Below are 17,497 nucleotides of genomic sequence, written 5' to 3' on the forward strand. Positions count from 1 at the left end.
GCTCGTCCAGCTCGTCCAGCTCGTCCAGCTCGGGCAGCTCGTCCAGCTCGGGCGCTCAGGCGGCGATGCGGAGGATGCTCTTGCCGTGGGTGGTTCCATCGGCCAGGCGCTGTACGGCCTCGGCGAGGTCGGCCATCTCGTACTCGGCGGTGACATCCGGACGGATTCGCCCGGCGGCTACCAACTGAAGTGCCTCTCGGGCGCTTTCGGCCAGGCGGTCGGGGTGGGTCCGGCTGAGCAGGTTGCTGTTGTAGCTCAGCGCGGACTTGCCGCTCATCAGCAGATCGTTGGCGCTGAGCGCGACGGGCTCGAACGTGGCGAGGTTGCCGTAGATCGCCAGCCGGCCGTGCGGCGCGAGGCGCCGCAGGTTGGTCTCGCGTATCGGCCCGCCGACGGGATCCAGGATCACGTCGAACAGCTCCTGGTCGGGGGCGTCGGTGAATTCCTCGCGCGTGATCAGCTGGTCGTAGCCGAATCGGGCGGCGTAAGCGGCGCGTTGGGCGTCTTTGGCGACGCCGACGATACGGCCGGCGCCGGCGGTTCCGGCGATCTGGGCGGCGAGGCTGCCGACGCCGCCGGCCGCCGCATGGATGAGGACGCTCTCGCCGGGACGCACCCGGCCAACGGTGTTGATCAGGTCGTAGGCGGTGGGGGCGGCCCAGCCGCACCCGGCGGCGGTCCGCAGATCCACACCGAAGGTGTCGAAGCTGAGCGCGGCGGGTGCCACCACCACCTCGGCGTAGGCACCGGCGCCGGTCAGCGCCGTCACCTGCTGCCCCAGGCGGTCTTCGTCGACGCCCTCGCCGACGGCGACGATGTGCCCGGCCGCCTCGAAGCCGGGCACGAACGGCCGCGGCACGGGAAGGTGGCCGCCGCGTACGAGGACATCACCCCACTGGATTCCCGCGTACCGAACGCGGATCGCGACCTCGCCGGGGCCGGGAGTGGGCTGGTCGATGTCGGTGAGGCGGAATCGGTCGTCGGTGTCCAGGACGACAGCCTTCATGGTCACTGCTCCCTGAGGTGAATCAGTATCCTGATACAGAAGACGCTACGAGTATCAGCTACCTGAGTCAACTAAGGGTTCTGTGAAAGATGGAGGGCGACGTGACCGAGATCCCGGCCGAGGAGTACCTGTGCACGCGCATCCGCCGCACCGAACAGGCCCTGATGGCCCATCACGAGGCGGTCCTGCGCGGCTACGGCCTCACCATGACGCAGTACACGGTCCTGCTCGCGCTGTCGCGCCAGGAGGACATGTCCGGCGCGCAACTCGCCCGCGCCGCCGGGGTTACCCAGCAGACCATGGCCTCCGTCCTGACCGGCCTGCAAAGAAAGCAGCTCATCACCCGTCGGCCGTCATCCGTGCACGCCAAGGTACTGCTCGCCTCCTTGACCGATCAGGGCCATGAAGTGCTCGACCGCGCCTATGGGGAGGTGATCGTGCTCGAACGCGCCCTCACCGACGCCTTCACCCCGGACGAGCACGCCACACTGTGCGACCTCCTGGAACGCGCCACCACGGTGCTCGTCCAGCAGACCCCTCAGGCCGAAGCCCGCGCCACGCGCCAGGGCGGCTGATACGGCTTCGCGCGACGCGGCACCACCGTCATGACTCGGGCGACGGCAGCGCCTGCTCCGCCCAGATCGTCTTCCCGGTGGCCGAGTGCCGGCTGCCCCAGCGCAGGCTGAGCTGCGCGACCAGCAGCAGCCCGCGCCCGCCCTCGTCGAAGACGCGGGCGCGGCGCAGATGCGGGGCGGTGTTGCTGCCGTCGGAGACCTCGCAGATCAGGGTGTGGTCGTAGATGAGGCGCAGCTGGATGGGCGCGGTGGCGTGCCGCATGGCGTTGGTGACCAGCTCGCTGACGACCAGTTCGGTGGTGAAGACGGCCTCCTCGAGACCCCAGGCCATCAGCTGGTCCGTCACATCCCGGCGGGCCCGGGCCACGAGGGCCGGGTCGTCGGGCACATCCCAGGTCGCCACGCGCGACGCGTCCAGGCCGCGGGTGCGGGCCAGGAGGAGTGCGACGTCGTCGGGGGCGCCCTGCTCGGGGAGCAGTGTGCGCAGCACCCTGTCGCATCCGGCCTCCAGGGAGGGTCCGGCCTCCAGGGAGGGGGAGAGGCCGGCCAGCGCGCCGGTGAGAGCGGTGAGCCCTTCGTCGAGGTCACGGCCCCGGCCGCCGATCAGGCCGTCGGTGTAGAGGGCGAGCACCGCGTCCTCGGGCATCTCGAACTCGACCGACTCGAAGGGCAGCCCGCCGACGCCCAGCGGCGGCCCGGCCGGCACCTGGACGGGGCTCACCGTACCGTCGGGGGCCACCAGGACCGGCGGCGGATGGCCCGCGCGGGCGAGCGAGCAGCAGCGGGCGACCGGGTCGTACACCGCGTACAGGCAGGTGGCCCCGACATCCCCGGCGGGTGTCATGTCCTCGGCGGGCGCGACGTCCCCGGTGGGCGTGGACACGGCGTCCTCGGCGGACAGGCGGATGACGAGGTCGTCGAGATGGGTGAGCAGTTCATCGGGCGGCAGGTCGACGTCGGCCAGGGTGCGGACCGCCGTACGCAGCCGGCCCATCGTGGCCGAGGCCTGGATGCCGTGGCCGACCACATCGCCGACGACCAGCGCGACCCGCGCCCCGGACAGCGGGATCACATCGAACCAGTCGCCGCCCACCCCGGCGTACGGCCCCGCGGGCTGGTAGCGGAAGGCGACGTCCAGCGCCGTGGGCCTGGGCAGCGTCTGGGGCAGCAGGCTGCGCTGCAGCGCCAGGGCGGTGTCGCGCTCCCGGGTGAAGCGGCGCGCGTTGTCCAGGCAGACGGCGGCCCGGGTGGTGATCTCCTCCGCGAGCAGCACATCGTCGTGGGTGAACGGATCGGGCCGGGTGTGCCGGGAGAAGGTGGCCACTCCGAGGGTGACCCCGCGGGCCCGGATGGGCACCGACATCATCGAGTGGAGGCCGTAGGTGCGCAGCATGGCGGCGAGGGCGGGGCTCTTGGCCGCCCAGCGCCTGAAGACGGGGTCGGTCGCACGATGGATGCTGGGACGGCCCACCGCCAGGGACGTGCCCTGTGGGGAGAACTCCGGATAGGTGCCCACCTGCCCCAGCTTGATCACGGCCTCCGGGGCGCCGGGGAGGACGGACTGACAGGCGACCCGGCGCAGCACCACCGGACCGGCGAGCGGGCCGGGCGGCGGCTCGACGAACGCCTCGACCCCCTCGTCCCGGCCGAGCCGCTCCAGCAGATCGACGCTGACGAAGTCGGCCAGGCCCGGGACGCCCACGTCGGCCAGCTCCTGTGCGGTCCGGGTGATATCGAGCGTGGTGCCGATGCGCACACTGGACTCGCAGAGCAGCAGCAGCCGCTGCCGGGCGAGGTACTGCTCGGTGATGTCGTGGGCGGCCAGACAGATGCCCCGCACCTCGCCGTCCGGTGCCTTGACCGGGGCGAGGCGGGCGGACCAGGCGTGCGCGTGGGCCTCGGCGCCGACGCGGCGGAACGTCTCCACATCGCGCCGCTCCCCGGTACGCAGCACCTCGACCATGTGCCGTTCGAGCTCTTCGCTCTCCAGCACCCCGCCGATCTCCGAGAGCCGCAGGCCGCGGATCTCGTTCTCGGGCAGGCCGATGATCTCGGCCATCTGATCGTTGATCCTGCGCAGCCGCAGCATCCTGTCGTAGATCGCCACGGGGCAGGGGGACTGCTGGGACGCCAGCGCCAGCAGGGTGTCGTCCGCCACCTCCTGGATGGCCTCCTCGGTTTTGCCGGTGTCCTCCGCGCCGCCGTCCGGCTCCGGGAGCGCGGAGACCAGCAGCCAGTCGCCCGGCCCGCTTTCCGCGCCCGACGCGCCGCGGTGGGCCAGCAGCCGGATCCGTACCGGGTGGCCGTCCCGGTGGCGCAGGGTCAGCGCGCCGCTCCAGCGGGGGAGGGCCGCCACGGCCCGGACGTCGGCGGGGGAGACCTCCTCGGCGAGCAGCGCCCTGGCGTCCCGCCCCACCACCTCCGAGGGAAGGTAGCCGAGCAGCCGCCGGGCGCCCTCGTTCCAGCTGGTCACGATGGCGTCAGCGCTGATCGTGGCCCTGGCGGTGGCCGCATCGTCGAGCGGGTCGTACCGCTCGCCGCCGAGCCCGTCGCCAAAGGGAAGGGAGGTCTTGTGGCCCGTCATCGTCGATCTGTCCCACCTTCAGCACGCCTGGCCCCGGCCTCCGAGGGGAGAGGTCACCAGGGCGCGCAGATCCAGCGTCGTGCAGATCCGTCCCCACATCAACCGGGGCGGCCCCCTCGCCAGGACGCGGCGTATGCGCCTCCGTCAGGGCCCGTACGCGGCGTCCAGGACGGCCGCGACGCGGTCGAGCGCGGAGGGCGGCGGGGTGTAGGGCAACCGCAGGTACTGGGTGAGGGTGCGGTCGGCCGCGAAGCCCGGGCCGGGGGACACCTCCACCCCCAGCGCACGGGCCCGCGCCGCCACCGCGTCGGCCCGCGCGCCGGCCAGCCGCAGCCACAGGGCGAGCCCTCCGGGCGGGACGGTGAAGCTCCAGCGGTCGTCCCCGGCCAGCAGCCCGGCCAGGTGGTCGCGCTGCCGCCGCAGCTCCGCCCGGCGCCGCAGCAGTACGGGCATCGGGTCGCCCAGCAGCTCGGCGGCCACGAGCTGCTGCATCGGCGCAGCGGCCAGCGGCGGGCACAGCGGGTCGCGGCACAGCTCGCCGATCAGGCCGGCCGGCCCCCGGATCCAGCCGATGCGCAGACCGCCCCATACGGTCTTGGCTGCCGAGCCGATCAGCAGGGCGCGCCGGATGCGGGGCGGCGCCGCCCCGCTCTCGGCGCCCTCGCGCAGGTCGAGGTCGCGCATCGTCTCGTCCGCCACGACCGTGACCCGGTGGCGTGCGGCCGACTCGGCGACGGCCCGCCGGGTACGGGGGGTCATGAGCGCGCCGGTCGGGTTCTGGAAGTCGGGCACCAGGTAGGCCAGTCCGCCGCGCGCCGCGCGGAAGGCGTCGTCGAGCTGGTCGAGGTCCCAGCCGTCGCCGGTCACCCGGCAGCCGGTCAGCCGCGCTCCGGCCCCGCGCAGCAAGGGGAGGGCGCCGAAATAGGTGGGGATCTCGACGGCCGCGACGCGCGGGCGCAGATGCGCGACGAGCAGCGCCAGGGCGGCGCGGGCGCCCGAGGTGACCAGGATCTGCTCGGGCCGGGTGGGCAGCCCTTCGTCCGTGTGACGCCGGGCGATCAGCGACCGCAGCTCGGGCAGCCCCGGCCCCGGCTCCCCGGCCTGGGCCAGCACGGGGTCCGCCCGCTCGGCGGCCCGGAGCATGGCCGCCTGATAGGCCGCGCGGGGCGCGGCCGGCACGGCCTGGCGCAGGTCCATGGCGCCGGCCTCCCCGGTCGCGGAGAGGGGCGCGATGCGCGCGGCGGCCGCCGGAGGCAGCCGTACGGTGCTGGCGCTGCCGTGCCGGGTGTGGACCCATCCGCCGTCCCGCAGCGTCGTCAGCGCCGCGGTCAGGGTGCCGCGGCTGACGCCGAGCGCGGCGGCCAAGCGGCGTTCGGCGGGCAGCCTGCCGCCGGTGCGCAGCCGGCCGTCCAGCACGGCGTCCCGTACGGCCTCGGCCAGCGCGGCGACCAGCGGGGTGCCGGGCCTGCGCCACTCGCCCACCACTCTGACCAGCTGCTCGGCGCTGATACGGACATCGGTCATACGGACATCGGTCATACTGACGTCGCCCACTGGTCCAGTTTTCCACGATTGGACCAGGCTTCCCGATCTCCCCCTGCCTAGGGTCGGCCCGAGCCCCCATCGAGCCCCCATCGAGCCCTGATCGAGCCCTTACGAGACGGAGAACGGAGCCGATATGCACCCTCGACTCGCCCATGATCTGGCCGAGCTGCCCGACGCCCTGGAGGCCACCCGGCTGCTCGCCACAGCTGTGCTCGACGGGCTGGAGGAGCGGCCGGTCGTCCCCTCCGTACGGCCGCCCGAGCCCGTACCGCTGCCCGCGGAGGGGGCCGGACTGCGGGCCGCGCTGGCAGAGTTCGCCGAACGCTGGGAGCCGGCCTTCGGAGCGAGCCCCGGGCCGCGCTACCTCGGGTTCGTCACCGGCGGCACCACACCGGCCGCGCTGGCCGGGGACTGGCTGACCGCGGCCCTGGACCAGAACTCCAACTCGTCGCTGGACGGCACCGGGCAGCACTTGGAGCGTCAGACGGTCGGCTGGCTGCGTGAGCTGTTCGGCCTCGGCACGGCCCACGAGGGCGCGTTCGTCAGCGGCGCCACGATGTCCAACACGGTCGGCCTGGCGATCGCCCGCGAGTGGCTGGGGGAACGCCGGGGCGTCTCGGTCGCCGAGGCCGGGGCGGCGGCCCTGGGGCCGGTGCGCGTGCTGTCCGGCAGCCCGCACTCCAGCGTCGCCAAGGCCCTGTCCATGCTCGGCATGGGCCGTGGCGCGCTGGTCCCGGTGGCGACCCTGCCCGGGCGGGAGGCGGTCGACCCGGCCGCGCTGGAGGAGGCGCTGGAGCGGGCCGACGGCCCGTGCGTGGTCGTCGCGAACGCGGGCACGGTCAACACCGTCGACTTCGACGACCTGCGCGCCGTCGCCGCCCTGAAGGAGCGCCACGACTTCTGGCTCCATGTGGACGCCGCCTTCGGCGCCTTCGCCGCGCTCTCCCCACGCCACGCCCACCTCGTGGTCGGCCTGGACGCGGCCGACTCGGTCTGCGTGGACCTGCACAAGTGGCTGAACGTTCCGTACGACAGCGCCGTCCAGTTCACCCGCCGCCGCGACCTGCAGGCCCGAGTCTTCCAGAACGCGGCCGCCTACCTCGGCCCGCTCGGCGCGACCCCCGACCTCGTCCACCTCACCCCCGAGAACTCCCGTCGCCTGCGCGCCCTCGCCGCCTGGTTCACGCTGCGGGCCTACGGCCGGGACGGGCACCGCGACATCGTCGAGCGCTGCACGGACTGCGCCCACGCCCTGGGCGAGGCCGTCGACGCCACTCCGGGGCTACGGCTCCTCGCGCCCGTCCGGCTGAACGTCGTCTGCTTCACCCTGGCCGAGGACCCGACCCCCGAACGGCTCGCCGCCTTCGCCGAGTCGCTGGCCGACGAGGTCTTCCTCACCCCGACCGTCTACGCGGGCGTCCCCGCGCTGCGCGCGGCCTTCAGCAACTGGCGCACCACCGGGGCCGATGTGCGCCGCATCGCCGCGCGTCTCGGGGAGCACGTCTGACCGATCTTCCGTGTTGACAGGGGGAAGATCGCCCGGCTGTAATGGCGCCCGGTGCCACGTGGCGTCGGCCAAAGAGCAGTGGGCCGGTCGGCAGCTGGGCGAGCACCATCATGAAGGGGCCACGCCATGAGTTCATACTCCGCGCCTCGCATCTGACCCGAGAGCCATCGCGCGTCGGGCCCCGTCCGTCATTCATTTCTGTTCAGCCCGCACTTCTGTTCCGTCGGCTGAGCACATCCACGTCCATCTCCGGACCTCCGGACCTCCGGACGAGGGCTGCGCGCCTCCACACCCTTTTCCGGTCTTTTCTGACCTTTTCGGAGAGTCGACACCGCATGCCCAAGTCCTTCAACCAGCAGATCATCGAGGAGTTCCGAGCAGGCGGAGGAAAGGTCGGTGGCCCCTTCGAAGGCGGCGACCTCCTCCTGCTCACCACCACCGGAGCGAAGTCGGGGGAGCCCCACACCGTTCCGCTCGGCTACGTCCGCGACGGCGGGCTGCACCTCGTGGTCGCGTCCAACCTCGGCGCGCCCCGCCATCCCGCCTGGTACCACAACCTCCTCGCCCACCCCGTGGTGCGCGTGGAGGTCGGCACCGAGGCGTACGAGGCGATCGCGGTCCCCGCCGAGGGGGCGCGGCGCGACGAGCTCTTCGAACGGGTGGTGCGGGCCGCGCCCGGATACGGCGACTACCAGAGCCGCACCACCCGCACACTGCCGGTCGTGGTGCTGGAGCGCCCCGACCATGGAGCGGGGGAGACGCCCGGCGAGGTCAGGACCCTCGCCGACAAGTTCCTGGAGATCCACACCTGGCTGCGCGGCCAGCTGCGCCACATACGCGACGAGGCCGACGCCCACCTCGCTGCCCGGGCCGCCCACCAGGGCCCGGGCGAACCCCCGCCGCCGGGGCTCGGCCTGCAGATCCGCCAGCACTGCCTGGCCTTCTGCGAGGGGCTGACGCACCACCACACCGGCGAGGACGACCATGTCTTCCCCGCTCTCGCGACCCGCCACCCCCAGCTGCGTGAACCCCTCGACCGGCTCCGTGACCAGCACCGCACGCTCGCCCGCCTCAAGGAGCGGCTGCTCGCCCTGCTCGCCGATATCGCCACCGCCGACCCCGTACGCTTCCGGGCCGAGCTGGACCGGATCAGCGAGGAGCTGACCCGGCACCTCGACGACGAGGAGAAGTGGCTGCTCCCCGCCCTGGCGCAGATTCCCTTCCCGCCGACCCCGCCCGCTCAGGAGGCCGGTTGACGGTCGGCGGCTCGCTCGAGTCGTAGGCCAAAAGAAGGGCGCGATACGAGCCTGGTCTTTTGGTGATCAGGACGACCTCTCCGCAGCGCCGTGCGATCTTTTGGTGAGCCGTACGCGCGTCACCTGGGCGGCAAGCTGCGCGAGCTGCGTTTCGAGCTGGACGGCGAGGCCGTGCGTATCCCGTATTGGCTCGCCCCCGGGCGGCGGATCGTTCTGCTGACGGTGTTCCGTAAGACGAAGATGCGTGAGGCGGCGGAAGTCGAGCGCGCTCATCAGGCGCAGAAGGTTTGCGAGGCTGAGCACGGCCGTGCTCAGCACACCTACGATCGGCGCAAGGAGAGCTGATGAATCACAGCACGTGGAGGACGCGACGGGCCCGGCAGCTTGCCGGTGAGGCGGTGGAGTACGACCAGGAGTACGTCGACGCGCGGTTGGCCGGCGATCTCGGGCAGGCGGTCTACGACCGTCGGATCGAGCTTGGCCTGTCCCAGGCCGAGCTGGCCGAGCGGGCCGGGATGACACAGCCTCAGGTCTCCCGGATGGAGGGTGGCGACACCGTGCCCACGCTGCCGCTGCTGCGGCGCCTGGCGAAGGCCCTGGACGGCTCGTTGAACGTCGCTATCGACGAGGGTGACTCCCGCGTCACCTTCACCCCGCACGCCGCGTGACCCCGACGCGCACCCGGACCGTCAGGGACGCCGTGGGCGGCGTCCTGCGGGCCGGGTGCGGACAGGTAGACCAGGCGACCAAAGAAATCGCAGGTCAGGCGGCATGATCGAAGATCAGGCCTTCTTGGTCTCCCAGAAGATCTTGTCGATCTGGGCGATGTAGTCCAGTGCCTTCTGGCCCGTCGCCGGGTCCGTGGAGGCCTTGGCGGCGCTGAGGGCCTTGAGGGCGTCGTTGACCAGCTGGTGCAGTTCCGGGTACTTCTCGAAGTGCGGCGGCTTGAAGTAGTCGCTCCACAGCACCGAGATGTGGTGCTTGGCGAGCTCCGCGCGCTGCTCCTTGATGACGGTGGCGCGAGCCCGGAAGTGCGGGTCCTCGTTGGCCTGGTACTTCTCCTGGACGGCCTTGACGGACTCGGCCTCGATACGGGCCTGGGCCGGGTCGTACACGCCGCAGGGCAGGTCGCAGTGGGCGCTGACCTTGACCTTCGGGGCGAACAGGCGGGAGAGCATACTGCTGTCCTTCCTAAGTGATCGTCTTCTCAGGTGCGAGATTACTCCGTGGGGGAAGGCTTTTCTCAGGTGCCCCGGGGGGCTTAGGTCAAAAGTCCAGTGGCAGTCTGAGATGCCTGGGATGCTGAATGTGTACGTGACCGGAGGTGCCGTGATGCGAGAGCAGCTGCACGATCGCGGGCAGGAGCAGGACCGCGAGCGCGGTGGGCTGCTGCGGATCGGGCTCGCCGAGGTGTACAACCCGTCGATGGTGCCGACGCTGAACCCCGGTGACCGGTTGGTCGTCCGGTACGGCGCGGCCGTCCGCGCGGGCGATGTGGTGGTGCTGCGGCATCCGTTCCGCCAGGACCTGTTGATCGTCAAGCGCGCGGTGGAGCGGCGCGACGGCGGCTGGTGGGTCATGGGGGACAACCCGTACGTGGAGAACGACAGCAGGGAGTTCGGCGTGGTGCCGGACGATCTGGTGGTGGCCCGGGCCCGGCTGCGGCTGCGGCCGCGGCCGGCCGCGGGGTCGGGTCAGCGGTCGCTGACCGGGATGCTGTCGTGGGCGCTGTCCGCGGTGCGGCCGGTGCGGCCGCTGCGTTCCGGGCGGTCGTTGCCGGGCTGGCGCGGGGCGCTGTCGGAGCGCTCGGCGTCCAGGCGCTTGCGGGCGCGGTAGGCGGCGACGTTGGCGCGGGTGGCGCAGCGGTCTGAGCAGTAGCGCCGGGATCGATTTGTCGATGTGTCGAGATAGGCGTTGCGACAGGGCGGCGCCTCGCAGATGCCGAGGCGGTCGACGCCCAGCTCGGTGAGGTGGAAGGCGAGCCCCATGGAGGCGGTCGCGGCATAGCCGGCGCCCGCGTTGGCCGCGTAGTCGGCGATGTGCATATGCCAGTCGGGGCGGCCGTCCTCGTCCCGGTTCTCATGCCCGGAGATCTGCGGGCTGACCGGGAACTCGATCAGCAGCGCGTTCAGCAGGTCCACGGCCAGCACCTCGTCCCCGCCCGCCGCCGCCTCGAAGACGGCGCGCAGCCGGGCGCGCACCGACCTGAGTCGGGTGACATCGGCGTCGGTGGCGCGCCGCGCCGCCTGCTGGCTCACCCCGAAGAGCTCGCGTACGGCCTCGACCGAGGTGAGGGTGTCGGTGCCGCGGGCGGGCTCCTCGCTGTTGACCAGGCGCACGGCGAGATCCGAGTAATAAGCCAGTTCCACTTGTGGTCCTTACGAGGGCGGGGCTAAGGTCGGTAATGGCTGATCTAGGTACGAGGGTATTACGACAGAGGGACGGGGAGAGCGTTCGATGGTGGACACCGTCGCCGCGCCGAACTGGCGGGCATGGCAGCAGAGCTGGGATCGACAGCAGGAGTGGTACCTCCCCGACCGCGAGGAGCGGTTCCGGGTGATGCTGGACGCGGTGGAGGCGCTGGTCGGCCCGGAGCCCAAAATCCTGGACCTGGCCTGCGGTACGGGCAGCATCACCGACCGGGCGGTGCGCAGATTCCCCCGCGCCGCCAGCACGGGCGTGGACCTGGACCCGGCGCTGCTGACCATCGCGCGCGGCCACTTCGCGGCGGACCACCGGGTCCGGTTCATCACGGCGGATCTGCGCGATCCCAACTGGACGGACGAGCTGCCGCACCGCTCGTACGACGCCGTACTTACTGCCACCGCGCTGCACTGGCTGGACAGCGATGCGCTGCGGGTGCTGTACGGGCAGCTGGCCGGGGTGGTGCGGGACGGCGGGGTGTTCCTCAACGCCGACCATATGCCGGGGGAGGGCACGCCGCGGATCGACGCCGGGGTGCGCGCGTTCGAGGACGCCCGGCGGGAGCGGGCCAGGGCCGAGGGCGCGCTGGACTGGGCGGAGTGGTGGCAGGCGGCGGCCGGGGATCCGGTGCTCGGCGCGCCCGTCGCCGAGCGGTTCAAGATCTTCGGCAATCCGGCCGACGGGCCCGACCACGCGAGCGGCGTGGCCGAGGCGTTCCAGCCCGTCGGCTGGCATGCGGACACGCTGCGCGAGGTGGGGTTCGGCGAGGCGCGGGCCGTCTGGTGCTCCCCGTCGGACGCGATGGTGCTCGCGCTGAAGTAGCGGCAGTAACGGCAGTAGCTGAAGCAGCCGAAGCAGCTGAAGCGGGTACGGGCGGTACGGGCCGGATTCGGCCCGTACCGCCCGCTGCGTACCGTCGAACAGCGCTACAGGACCTTCGACAGGAACGACTTCGTCCGCTCGTGCCGCGGGTTGGTGAGCACTTCGCGCGGATGCCCGGACTCCACGACCACCCCGTCGTCCATGAACACGACGGAGTCCCCGACCTCGCGGGCGAAGCCCATCTCGTGGGTCACCACGACCATGGTCATACCGTCCTCCGCCAGCCCGCGCATCACATCCAGCACATCGCCGACCAGCTCGGGGTCGAGCGCCGAGGTGGGCTCGTCGAAGAGCATCAGCTTGGGCTCCATGGCCAGCGCCCGCGCGATGGCCACACGCTGCTGCTGGCCGCCGGAGAGCTGCGAGGGGTAGCTGCCCGCCTTGTCGGAGAGCCCCACCCGGTCCAGCAGCTTCAGCGCGCGCTCCCGCGCGACCGCCTTGCTCTCGTGCTTGACCTGGACCGGCGCCTCCATGACGTTCTCCACCGCCGTCATATGCGGGAAGAGGTTGAAGCGCTGGAAGACCATGCCGATGTCCCGGCGCTTCTCGGCGACCTCGCGGTCCCTGAGCTCGTAGAGCTTGTCGCCCTTCTGCCGGTAGCCGACCAGCTCACCGTCCACGTACAGCCGCCCGGAGTTGATCTTCTCCAGGTGGTTGATACAGCGCAGGAAGGTGGACTTCCCGGAGCCGGACGGACCGATCAGACAGAAGACCTCGCGGGGCGCGACCTCCAGGTCGATGCCCTTGAGGACCTGTACGGCGCCGAAGGACTTGTGCACGCCCTCGGCCTTCACCATGGCGGTCATGACGTGCCCACACCTCCTGCGGAGCGGTTGGAGAAGGAGAACAGATTGGCCCGGATCCGCTGCAGCGGGGTCATGGGCAGGTGCCGGCTCGAGCCGCGGGCGTAGTACCGCTCCAGGTAGTACTGGCCCACGCTCAGGACGGAGGTGAGGATGAGGTACCAGAGGGCCGCGAGGAACAGCATCTCCGTGGTGGAGCCGGAATCCTGGGCGATGTCCTGTGCGCCTCGCAGCAGCTCTCCGTACTGCACCACGGCGAGCAGCGAGGTCGTCTTGAGCATGTTGATGAACTCGTTGCCGGTCGGCGGCACGATCACCCGCATCGCCTGCGGCAGCACGATCCGGCGCAGCGTCTTGGCGTGGCTCATGCCCAGCGCGTGGGCCGCCTCGGTCTGGCCCTCGTCGACCGCCAGGAGGCCCGCGCGGCAGATCTCCGCCATGTACGCGGCCTCGTTCAGGCCGAGCCCGAGCAGGGCGGCCAGGAACGGGGTCATGAAGTCGGACCACTCGTCCTGGTAGATCGGGCCGAGGTTGATGTAGTGGAAGATCAGCCCGAGGTTGAACCAGACCAGCAGCTGCACATAGACCGGGGTGCCGCGGAAGAACCAGATGTAGCCCCAGGCGATGGCGGCGCTCACCGGGTTCTTGGACAGCCGCATCACCGCGAGGAGGATGCCGAGGACCACGCCGAGCACCATGGAGGCGATCGTGATCCAGACGGTCATGCCGGCGCCCTTGAGGATCCGGTCGTCGAAGAAGTAATCCGGAATGGCCCCCCAGTTCACGTCCCCTTGGGAGAAGGCGTACACGATGGACGCGAGGACGCCGATGATGACGACCGCGGTGACCCAGCGGCCGTAGTGCCGCACCGGGATGGCCTTGATGTTCTCCGGCGCGGGGGGCGGGGCGTCCTTCGGACCCGCCTTGTCGATCTCAACAGTCACGGAGAGAGCCTTTCAGTGGGGGAGAGGGGAGGACGGTCACTTGCCACCGTTGACGACGGCCTTGTCGACCGCGCCCTCCTTGACACCCCACTTGGCGATGATCTTGTCGTATTCGCCGTTCGCGATGATCAGGGCGAGCGCCTGCTTGAGGGCGTCGCGCAGCTGGTCGTTCCCCTTAGGGACGGCGATGCCGTACGGGGCCGCCTCCACCTGCTCGCCGACGAGCTGGAAGTCGTTGCCGCCGCCCGAGGTCTTCACGGCGTAGGCGGCGACCGGGAAGTCACTGGAGCCGGCGTCGGCGCCGCCGGCGCGCAGCCGGGTCTGGGCCTCGATGTCGTCGTCGTAGGCCTCGATCGCGATCTTCCCCTTGCCCTTCTCCTCGCAGCTCTTGGACTGGGCCTTGGCCAGGTCCTGCGAGACGGTGGCGCGCTGGACGACGATCTTCTTGCCGCACAGGTCGTCCCAGGTCGTGATCCCCTGGTCGGCGCCCTTCTTGGTGTAGATGGACACACCGGCGGTGAAGTAGTCGACGAAGTCCACGCCCTTGCCGACCCGCTTGCCGGTGTCGGCGTCCACGCCCTCCTGGCGGCTCTTGTTGTCGGTCATCGCCGACATGGCGATGTCGTACCGCTGGGAGCGCAGGCCGAGCAGCAGGCCGTCGAACTTGGTGTTGTTGAACTCGAACTTCACGCCGAGCACCTTGCCCAGCGCGGCGGCGAGGTCCGGGTCCAGGCCGACGACCTGGCCGTTCTTCTTGAACTCCACCGGCGGATAGGCGATGTCCGAGCCGACCTTGATCACACCGGCGCTCTGGATGTCCTTCGGCAGCGAGCCGAAGAGCGGGGCCTTGTTGGTGTCGCCGGCAGAGGTGGTGGTGGTCGTCTTGTCCCTCTGGTCGCCACAGCCCGTCAGAAGCAGGGCGCCGGTGACCGCGATCGCGCCGGCGACGGCCGCCTTGGACTTCATGCCGGTCCGTCGGCTCCGTCGGCGCGTGATGCTGGCGGTCATGCTCGTTCCTCCTGCGGGGTGAGAGGGTCTCCGAATGGGCCGGAACACGTTTGTGGGTGTCGCGACCCTGTGTGATTGGGGCATCTTGCCACCGGACTGGCTCGATCAGACGTCCAGCCATGTCAAAATCGGATAACGGGCGACCCCCGTGGTGCACAGGTGCGGAAACGCCGGGCCGCAGGATCGCGGCCTATGGGCGGAACGAGACGTTCATCACGTTTCATCACTTAGGGAAACGTCTCGAGTGTTGGACGTTCGAGAGTGATTCAATCGCTTTCGCGGGTAACGCGAGGTAATCGAACACCACACACCGGTCGCGGCAGGAAATCGCTCGTCCCCGGAAGAGCCTTCCGGTAGAACGGGCGGTTACACCCCTCACCCGGGGCTCAGGGCGCGTGTGCGGCGCGCCCGGCGTTCGTATCTGGCCCCAGACGGCGGATATCCGCCCAGTGGGACCCGGACGCGGTGCCCGCCCGCTCCTCAACCGGGGGCGGCTACCCTCACTAGAAATACGACAAAGGGGTCAAATAGTGGCAGCGGAGATCGCGAATCCTCGCAGCGACAGCACGAACGGAAGCGCCGGAGACGCGGAGGGTGTCGCGGACGGCGAGCCCTTCGATCCGGCTTTCGCGCTCCACCGGGGCGGCAAGATGGCCATCGAGGCGACGGTGCCGGTGCGGAACAAGGACGACCTGTCCCTCGCCTACACGCCGGGCGTCGCGAAGGTCTGCAGCGCCATCGCCGAAACGCCCGAGCTGGTGCATGAGTACACCTGGAAGTCCCACGTCGTCGCCGTCGTCACGGACGGCAGCGCGGTGCTCGGGCTCGGCGACATCGGCCCGGAGGCCTCCCTGCCGGTGATGGAGGGCAAGGCCATCCTCTTCAAGCAGTTCGGCGGCGTCGACGCCGTGCCGATCGCCCTCGACTGCCGGGAGGTGGACGAGATCGTGGAGACCGTCGTCCGGCTCGCCCCCGCCTTCGGCGGCGTGAACCTGGAGGACATCTCCGCCCCGCGCTGCTTCGAGATCGAGCGCAAGCTCCAGGAGCGCGTCGACATCCCGATCTTCCACGACGACCAGCACGGCACCGCCGTCGTCACCCTCGCCGCGCTGCGCAACGCGGCCAAGCTGGCCGACCGCTCCCTCGGCCAGCTGCGCGCCGTGATCTCCGGCGCCGGCGCCGCCGGGGTCGCCATCGCCAGGATCCTGGTCGAGGCGGGGATCGGCGATGTCGCGGTCTGCGACCGCAAGGGCATCGTGTCCGCCGACCGCGAGGACCTGACCGACGTCAAGCGGGAGCTGGCCGGCTTCACCAACAAGGCCGGGCTGACCGGCCCCATGGAGGCCGCGCTGGACGGCGCGGACGTCTTCATCGGCGTCAGCGGCGGCACGGTCCCCGAGCAGTCGGTCGCGAAGATGGCGCCCGGCTGCTTCATCTTCGCGATGGCCAACCCGACTCCGGAGATCCACCCGGACATCGCCCACAAGTACGCAGCCGTGGTCGCCACCGGCCGCAGCGACTACCCGAACCAGATCAACAACGTGCTGGCCTTCCCGGGCATCTTCGCCGGCGCGCTCCAGGTCCGGGCCTCCCGGATCACCGAGGGCATGAAGCTCGCCGCCGCCGAGGCGCTGGCCGCCGTGGTGGCCGACGAGCTGAGCGCCGACAAGGTCATCCCCTCGCCGTTCGACGAGCGGGTCGCCCCGGCCGTCACCGCGGCCGTCGCGGCGGCGGCGCGCGCGGAGGGCGTGGCGCACCGCTGACGCGCTGCGCTGTCGGTCTGTATACGGTCCGGGCCGCCGCCTCCACGCGAGGCGGCGGCCCGGTCGTCGTACGGCCCCTCGGCCCCGTCGCTGCCGGCGCCCGGCGCCCGGCGCCCGGCCGTTGTACGGCCCCCCTCGCAGGGCCGCGCGGCGCGTGTCACACCGTGGCGTGGTTCCGCCGCCCGGCTGCCGCGCCTATGGTCGGGATCATGTTCGCTGCCTACGCCGCACGTATCGACCGCGACCAGCCGCTGAACGGCCTCGAACTGGGCGAGCGCCCCGAGCCCGAGACGCGCCCCGGATGGTCGACCGTCACCGTCAAGGCCGCCTCGCTCAACCACCACGACCTGTGGTCGCTGCGCGGCGTCGGCCTCGGCGAGGAGTCCTTGCCGATGATCCTCGGCTGTGACGCGGCCGGGATCGACGAGGACGGCAACGAGGTCGTCCTCCACTCGGTCATCGGCCAGAGCGGGCACGGCGTCGGCCCCCGCGAGCCCCGCTCCATCCTCACCGAGCGCTACCAGGGCACCTTCGCGGAGAAGGTCGCCGTCCCCACCTGGAATCTGCTGCCCAAGCCCAAGGAGCTCTCCTTCGAGGAGGCCGCCTGCCTGCCGACGGCCTGGCTGACCGCCTACCGCATGCTCTTCACCAACGCGGGCGTGCGCCCCGGCGACAGCGTCCTCGTCCAGGGCGCGGGCGGCGGCGTGGCCACCGCGGCCATCGTGCTGGGCGCGGCGGCCGGGCTGCGGGTCCTGGCCACCAGCCGCGACGAGGCCAAGCGCAAGCGCGCGGTCGACCTGGGCGCCGAGGGCGCGTACGAGCCGGGCGAGCGGCTGCCGCGGCGCGTGGACGCGGTGATCGAGACGGTGGGCGCGGCGACCTGGTCGCACTCCATCAAGTCCCTCAAGCCCGGCGGCACCCTCGTCATCTCGGGCGCGACCAGCGGGCCCAGCCCCAAGTCCGCGGAGCTCAACCGGATCTTCTTCCTGGAGCTGAAGGTCGTCGGCTCCACGATGGGCAGCAAGGAGGAGCTGGAGGACCTGCTGAGCTTCTGCGCGGCGCGCGGGGTGCGGCCGGTCATCGACTCGGTGCTGCCGCTGGACCGGGCCCGCGAGGGGTTCGAGAAGATGGCGGGCGGGGACCTCTTCGGCAAGGTCGTGCTGACGGTCTGAGGCTGCTTTTACGGCTTTACGGCTTTAC

Annotated in this window: 15 protein-coding genes and 2 pseudogenes; 9 read left to right on the forward strand and 8 right to left on the reverse strand. The window is 71.3% G+C overall.

Annotation, left to right across the window (positions count from 1 at the left end):
• Window positions 1-55: 55 nt before the first annotated feature.
• Window positions 56-1,006 (reverse strand): quinone oxidoreductase family protein, encoded by a 951-nt coding sequence (locus CCN51_RS24340; RefSeq protein WP_043486813.1) that lies wholly within the window; start codon window positions 1,004-1,006, stop codon window positions 56-58.
• 101 nt (window positions 1,007-1,107) lie between these two features.
• Between CCN51_RS24340 and CCN51_RS24345 the strand changes: the two genes are divergently transcribed.
• Window positions 1,108-1,581, forward strand: a complete 474-nt coding sequence (locus tag CCN51_RS24345) for a MarR family winged helix-turn-helix transcriptional regulator (protein ID WP_238545370.1) — start codon at window positions 1,108-1,110, stop codon at window positions 1,579-1,581.
• A gap of 28 nt (window positions 1,582-1,609) precedes the next feature.
• Here CCN51_RS24345 and CCN51_RS24350 read toward each other — a convergent pair whose 3' ends face one another.
• Together CCN51_RS24350 and CCN51_RS24355 are read right to left on the reverse strand one after the other, a co-directional pair.
• Entirely contained in the window at window positions 1,610-4,165 is a 2,556-nt protein-coding gene (locus CCN51_RS24350) for a SpoIIE family protein phosphatase (protein WP_014176532.1), read from the reverse strand.
• 144 nt (window positions 4,166-4,309) lie between these two features.
• The gene (locus CCN51_RS24355; RefSeq protein WP_014176531.1) at window positions 4,310-5,719 is read right to left on the reverse strand and encodes an aminotransferase-like domain-containing protein; all 1,410 of its coding nucleotides are present in this window, start codon (window positions 5,717-5,719) and stop codon (window positions 4,310-4,312) included.
• Between the two features lie 124 nt (window positions 5,720-5,843).
• Between CCN51_RS24355 and CCN51_RS24360 the strand changes: the two genes are divergently transcribed.
• The 4 genes and pseudogenes from CCN51_RS24360 to CCN51_RS24375 all read left to right on the forward strand — a co-directional run bounded on the left by CCN51_RS24360 (window position 5,844) and on the right by CCN51_RS24375 (window position 9,141).
• Window positions 5,844-7,217 (forward strand): pyridoxal phosphate-dependent decarboxylase family protein, encoded by a 1,374-nt coding sequence (locus CCN51_RS24360; RefSeq protein WP_014176530.1) that lies wholly within the window; start codon window positions 5,844-5,846, stop codon window positions 7,215-7,217.
• A 335-nt stretch (window positions 7,218-7,552) separates the two neighbouring features.
• On the forward strand, window positions 7,553-8,473 hold the full coding sequence (locus CCN51_RS24365; RefSeq protein WP_014176529.1) for a nitroreductase/quinone reductase family protein: 921 nt from the start codon (window positions 7,553-7,555) through the stop codon (window positions 8,471-8,473).
• Window positions 8,474-8,569: 96 nt separating this feature from the next.
• Window positions 8,570-8,818 (forward strand): annotated as a pseudogene (locus tag CCN51_RS24370) (type II toxin-antitoxin system RelE/ParE family toxin); the annotation flags it as partial.
• A complete protein-coding gene (locus CCN51_RS24375; protein ID WP_014176527.1) occupies window positions 8,818-9,141 on the forward strand; it encodes a helix-turn-helix domain-containing protein in 324 nt (107 codons plus the stop codon). The pseudogene CCN51_RS24370 and the gene CCN51_RS24375, both read left to right, overlap by 1 nt.
• A 114-nt stretch (window positions 9,142-9,255) precedes the next feature.
• Here CCN51_RS24375 and sodN read toward each other — a convergent pair whose 3' ends face one another.
• Window positions 9,256-9,651, reverse strand: coding sequence for a superoxide dismutase, Ni (sodN, locus tag CCN51_RS24380; RefSeq protein ID WP_014176526.1), 396 nt, complete (start codon window positions 9,649-9,651; stop codon window positions 9,256-9,258).
• A 154-nt stretch (window positions 9,652-9,805) separates the two neighbouring features.
• Between sodN and sodX the strand changes: the two are divergent.
• Window positions 9,806-10,117 (forward strand): annotated as a pseudogene (gene sodX / locus CCN51_RS24385) (nickel-type superoxide dismutase maturation protease); the annotation flags it as partial.
• Between the two features lie 50 nt (window positions 10,118-10,167).
• Here sodX and CCN51_RS24390 read toward each other — a convergent pair.
• The gene (locus CCN51_RS24390) at window positions 10,168-10,842 is read right to left on the reverse strand and encodes a CGNR zinc finger domain-containing protein (RefSeq protein WP_014176524.1); all 675 of its coding nucleotides are present in this window, start codon (window positions 10,840-10,842) and stop codon (window positions 10,168-10,170) included.
• Window positions 10,843-10,930: 88 nt separating this feature from the next.
• Between CCN51_RS24390 and CCN51_RS24395 the strand changes: the two genes are divergently transcribed.
• Window positions 10,931-11,719, forward strand: a complete 789-nt coding sequence (locus tag CCN51_RS24395) for a class I SAM-dependent methyltransferase (RefSeq protein WP_014176523.1) — start codon at window positions 10,931-10,933, stop codon at window positions 11,717-11,719.
• Window positions 11,720-11,823: 104 nt separating this feature from the next.
• On the opposite strand, the gene CCN51_RS24400 is transcribed toward CCN51_RS24395, so the two are convergent.
• The 3 genes from CCN51_RS24400 to CCN51_RS24410 are packed head-to-tail and all read right to left on the reverse strand — an operon-like array spanning window position 11,824 to window position 14,534.
• Window positions 11,824-12,576, reverse strand: a complete 753-nt coding sequence (locus tag CCN51_RS24400; RefSeq protein WP_043490231.1) for an amino acid ABC transporter ATP-binding protein — start codon at window positions 12,574-12,576, stop codon at window positions 11,824-11,826.
• Window positions 12,577-12,581: 5 nt separating this feature from the next.
• Complete coding sequence (locus tag CCN51_RS24405; RefSeq protein ID WP_014176521.1) at window positions 12,582-13,526, reverse strand: amino acid ABC transporter permease; 945 nt, start codon at window positions 13,524-13,526, stop codon at window positions 12,582-12,584.
• A 36-nt stretch (window positions 13,527-13,562) separates the two neighbouring features.
• Window positions 13,563-14,534, reverse strand: coding sequence for an ABC transporter substrate-binding protein (locus CCN51_RS24410; RefSeq protein WP_014176520.1), 972 nt, complete (start codon window positions 14,532-14,534; stop codon window positions 13,563-13,565).
• A 530-nt stretch (window positions 14,535-15,064) separates the two neighbouring features.
• On the opposite strand from CCN51_RS24410, the gene CCN51_RS24415 reads away from it, so the two are divergent.
• Window positions 15,065-16,297, forward strand: a complete 1,233-nt coding sequence (locus CCN51_RS24415; RefSeq protein WP_014176519.1) for an NAD(P)-dependent malic enzyme — start codon at window positions 15,065-15,067, stop codon at window positions 16,295-16,297.
• Between the two features lie 209 nt (window positions 16,298-16,506).
• Window positions 16,507-17,469, forward strand: coding sequence for a zinc-binding dehydrogenase (locus CCN51_RS24420; RefSeq protein ID WP_043490229.1), 963 nt, complete (start codon window positions 16,507-16,509; stop codon window positions 17,467-17,469).
• Window positions 17,470-17,497 lie beyond the last annotated feature (28 nt).

This window comes from Streptomyces milbemycinicus (assembly GCF_002154605.1).
Classification (GTDB): domain Bacteria; phylum Actinomycetota; class Actinomycetes; order Streptomycetales; family Streptomycetaceae; genus Streptomyces; species Streptomyces milbemycinicus.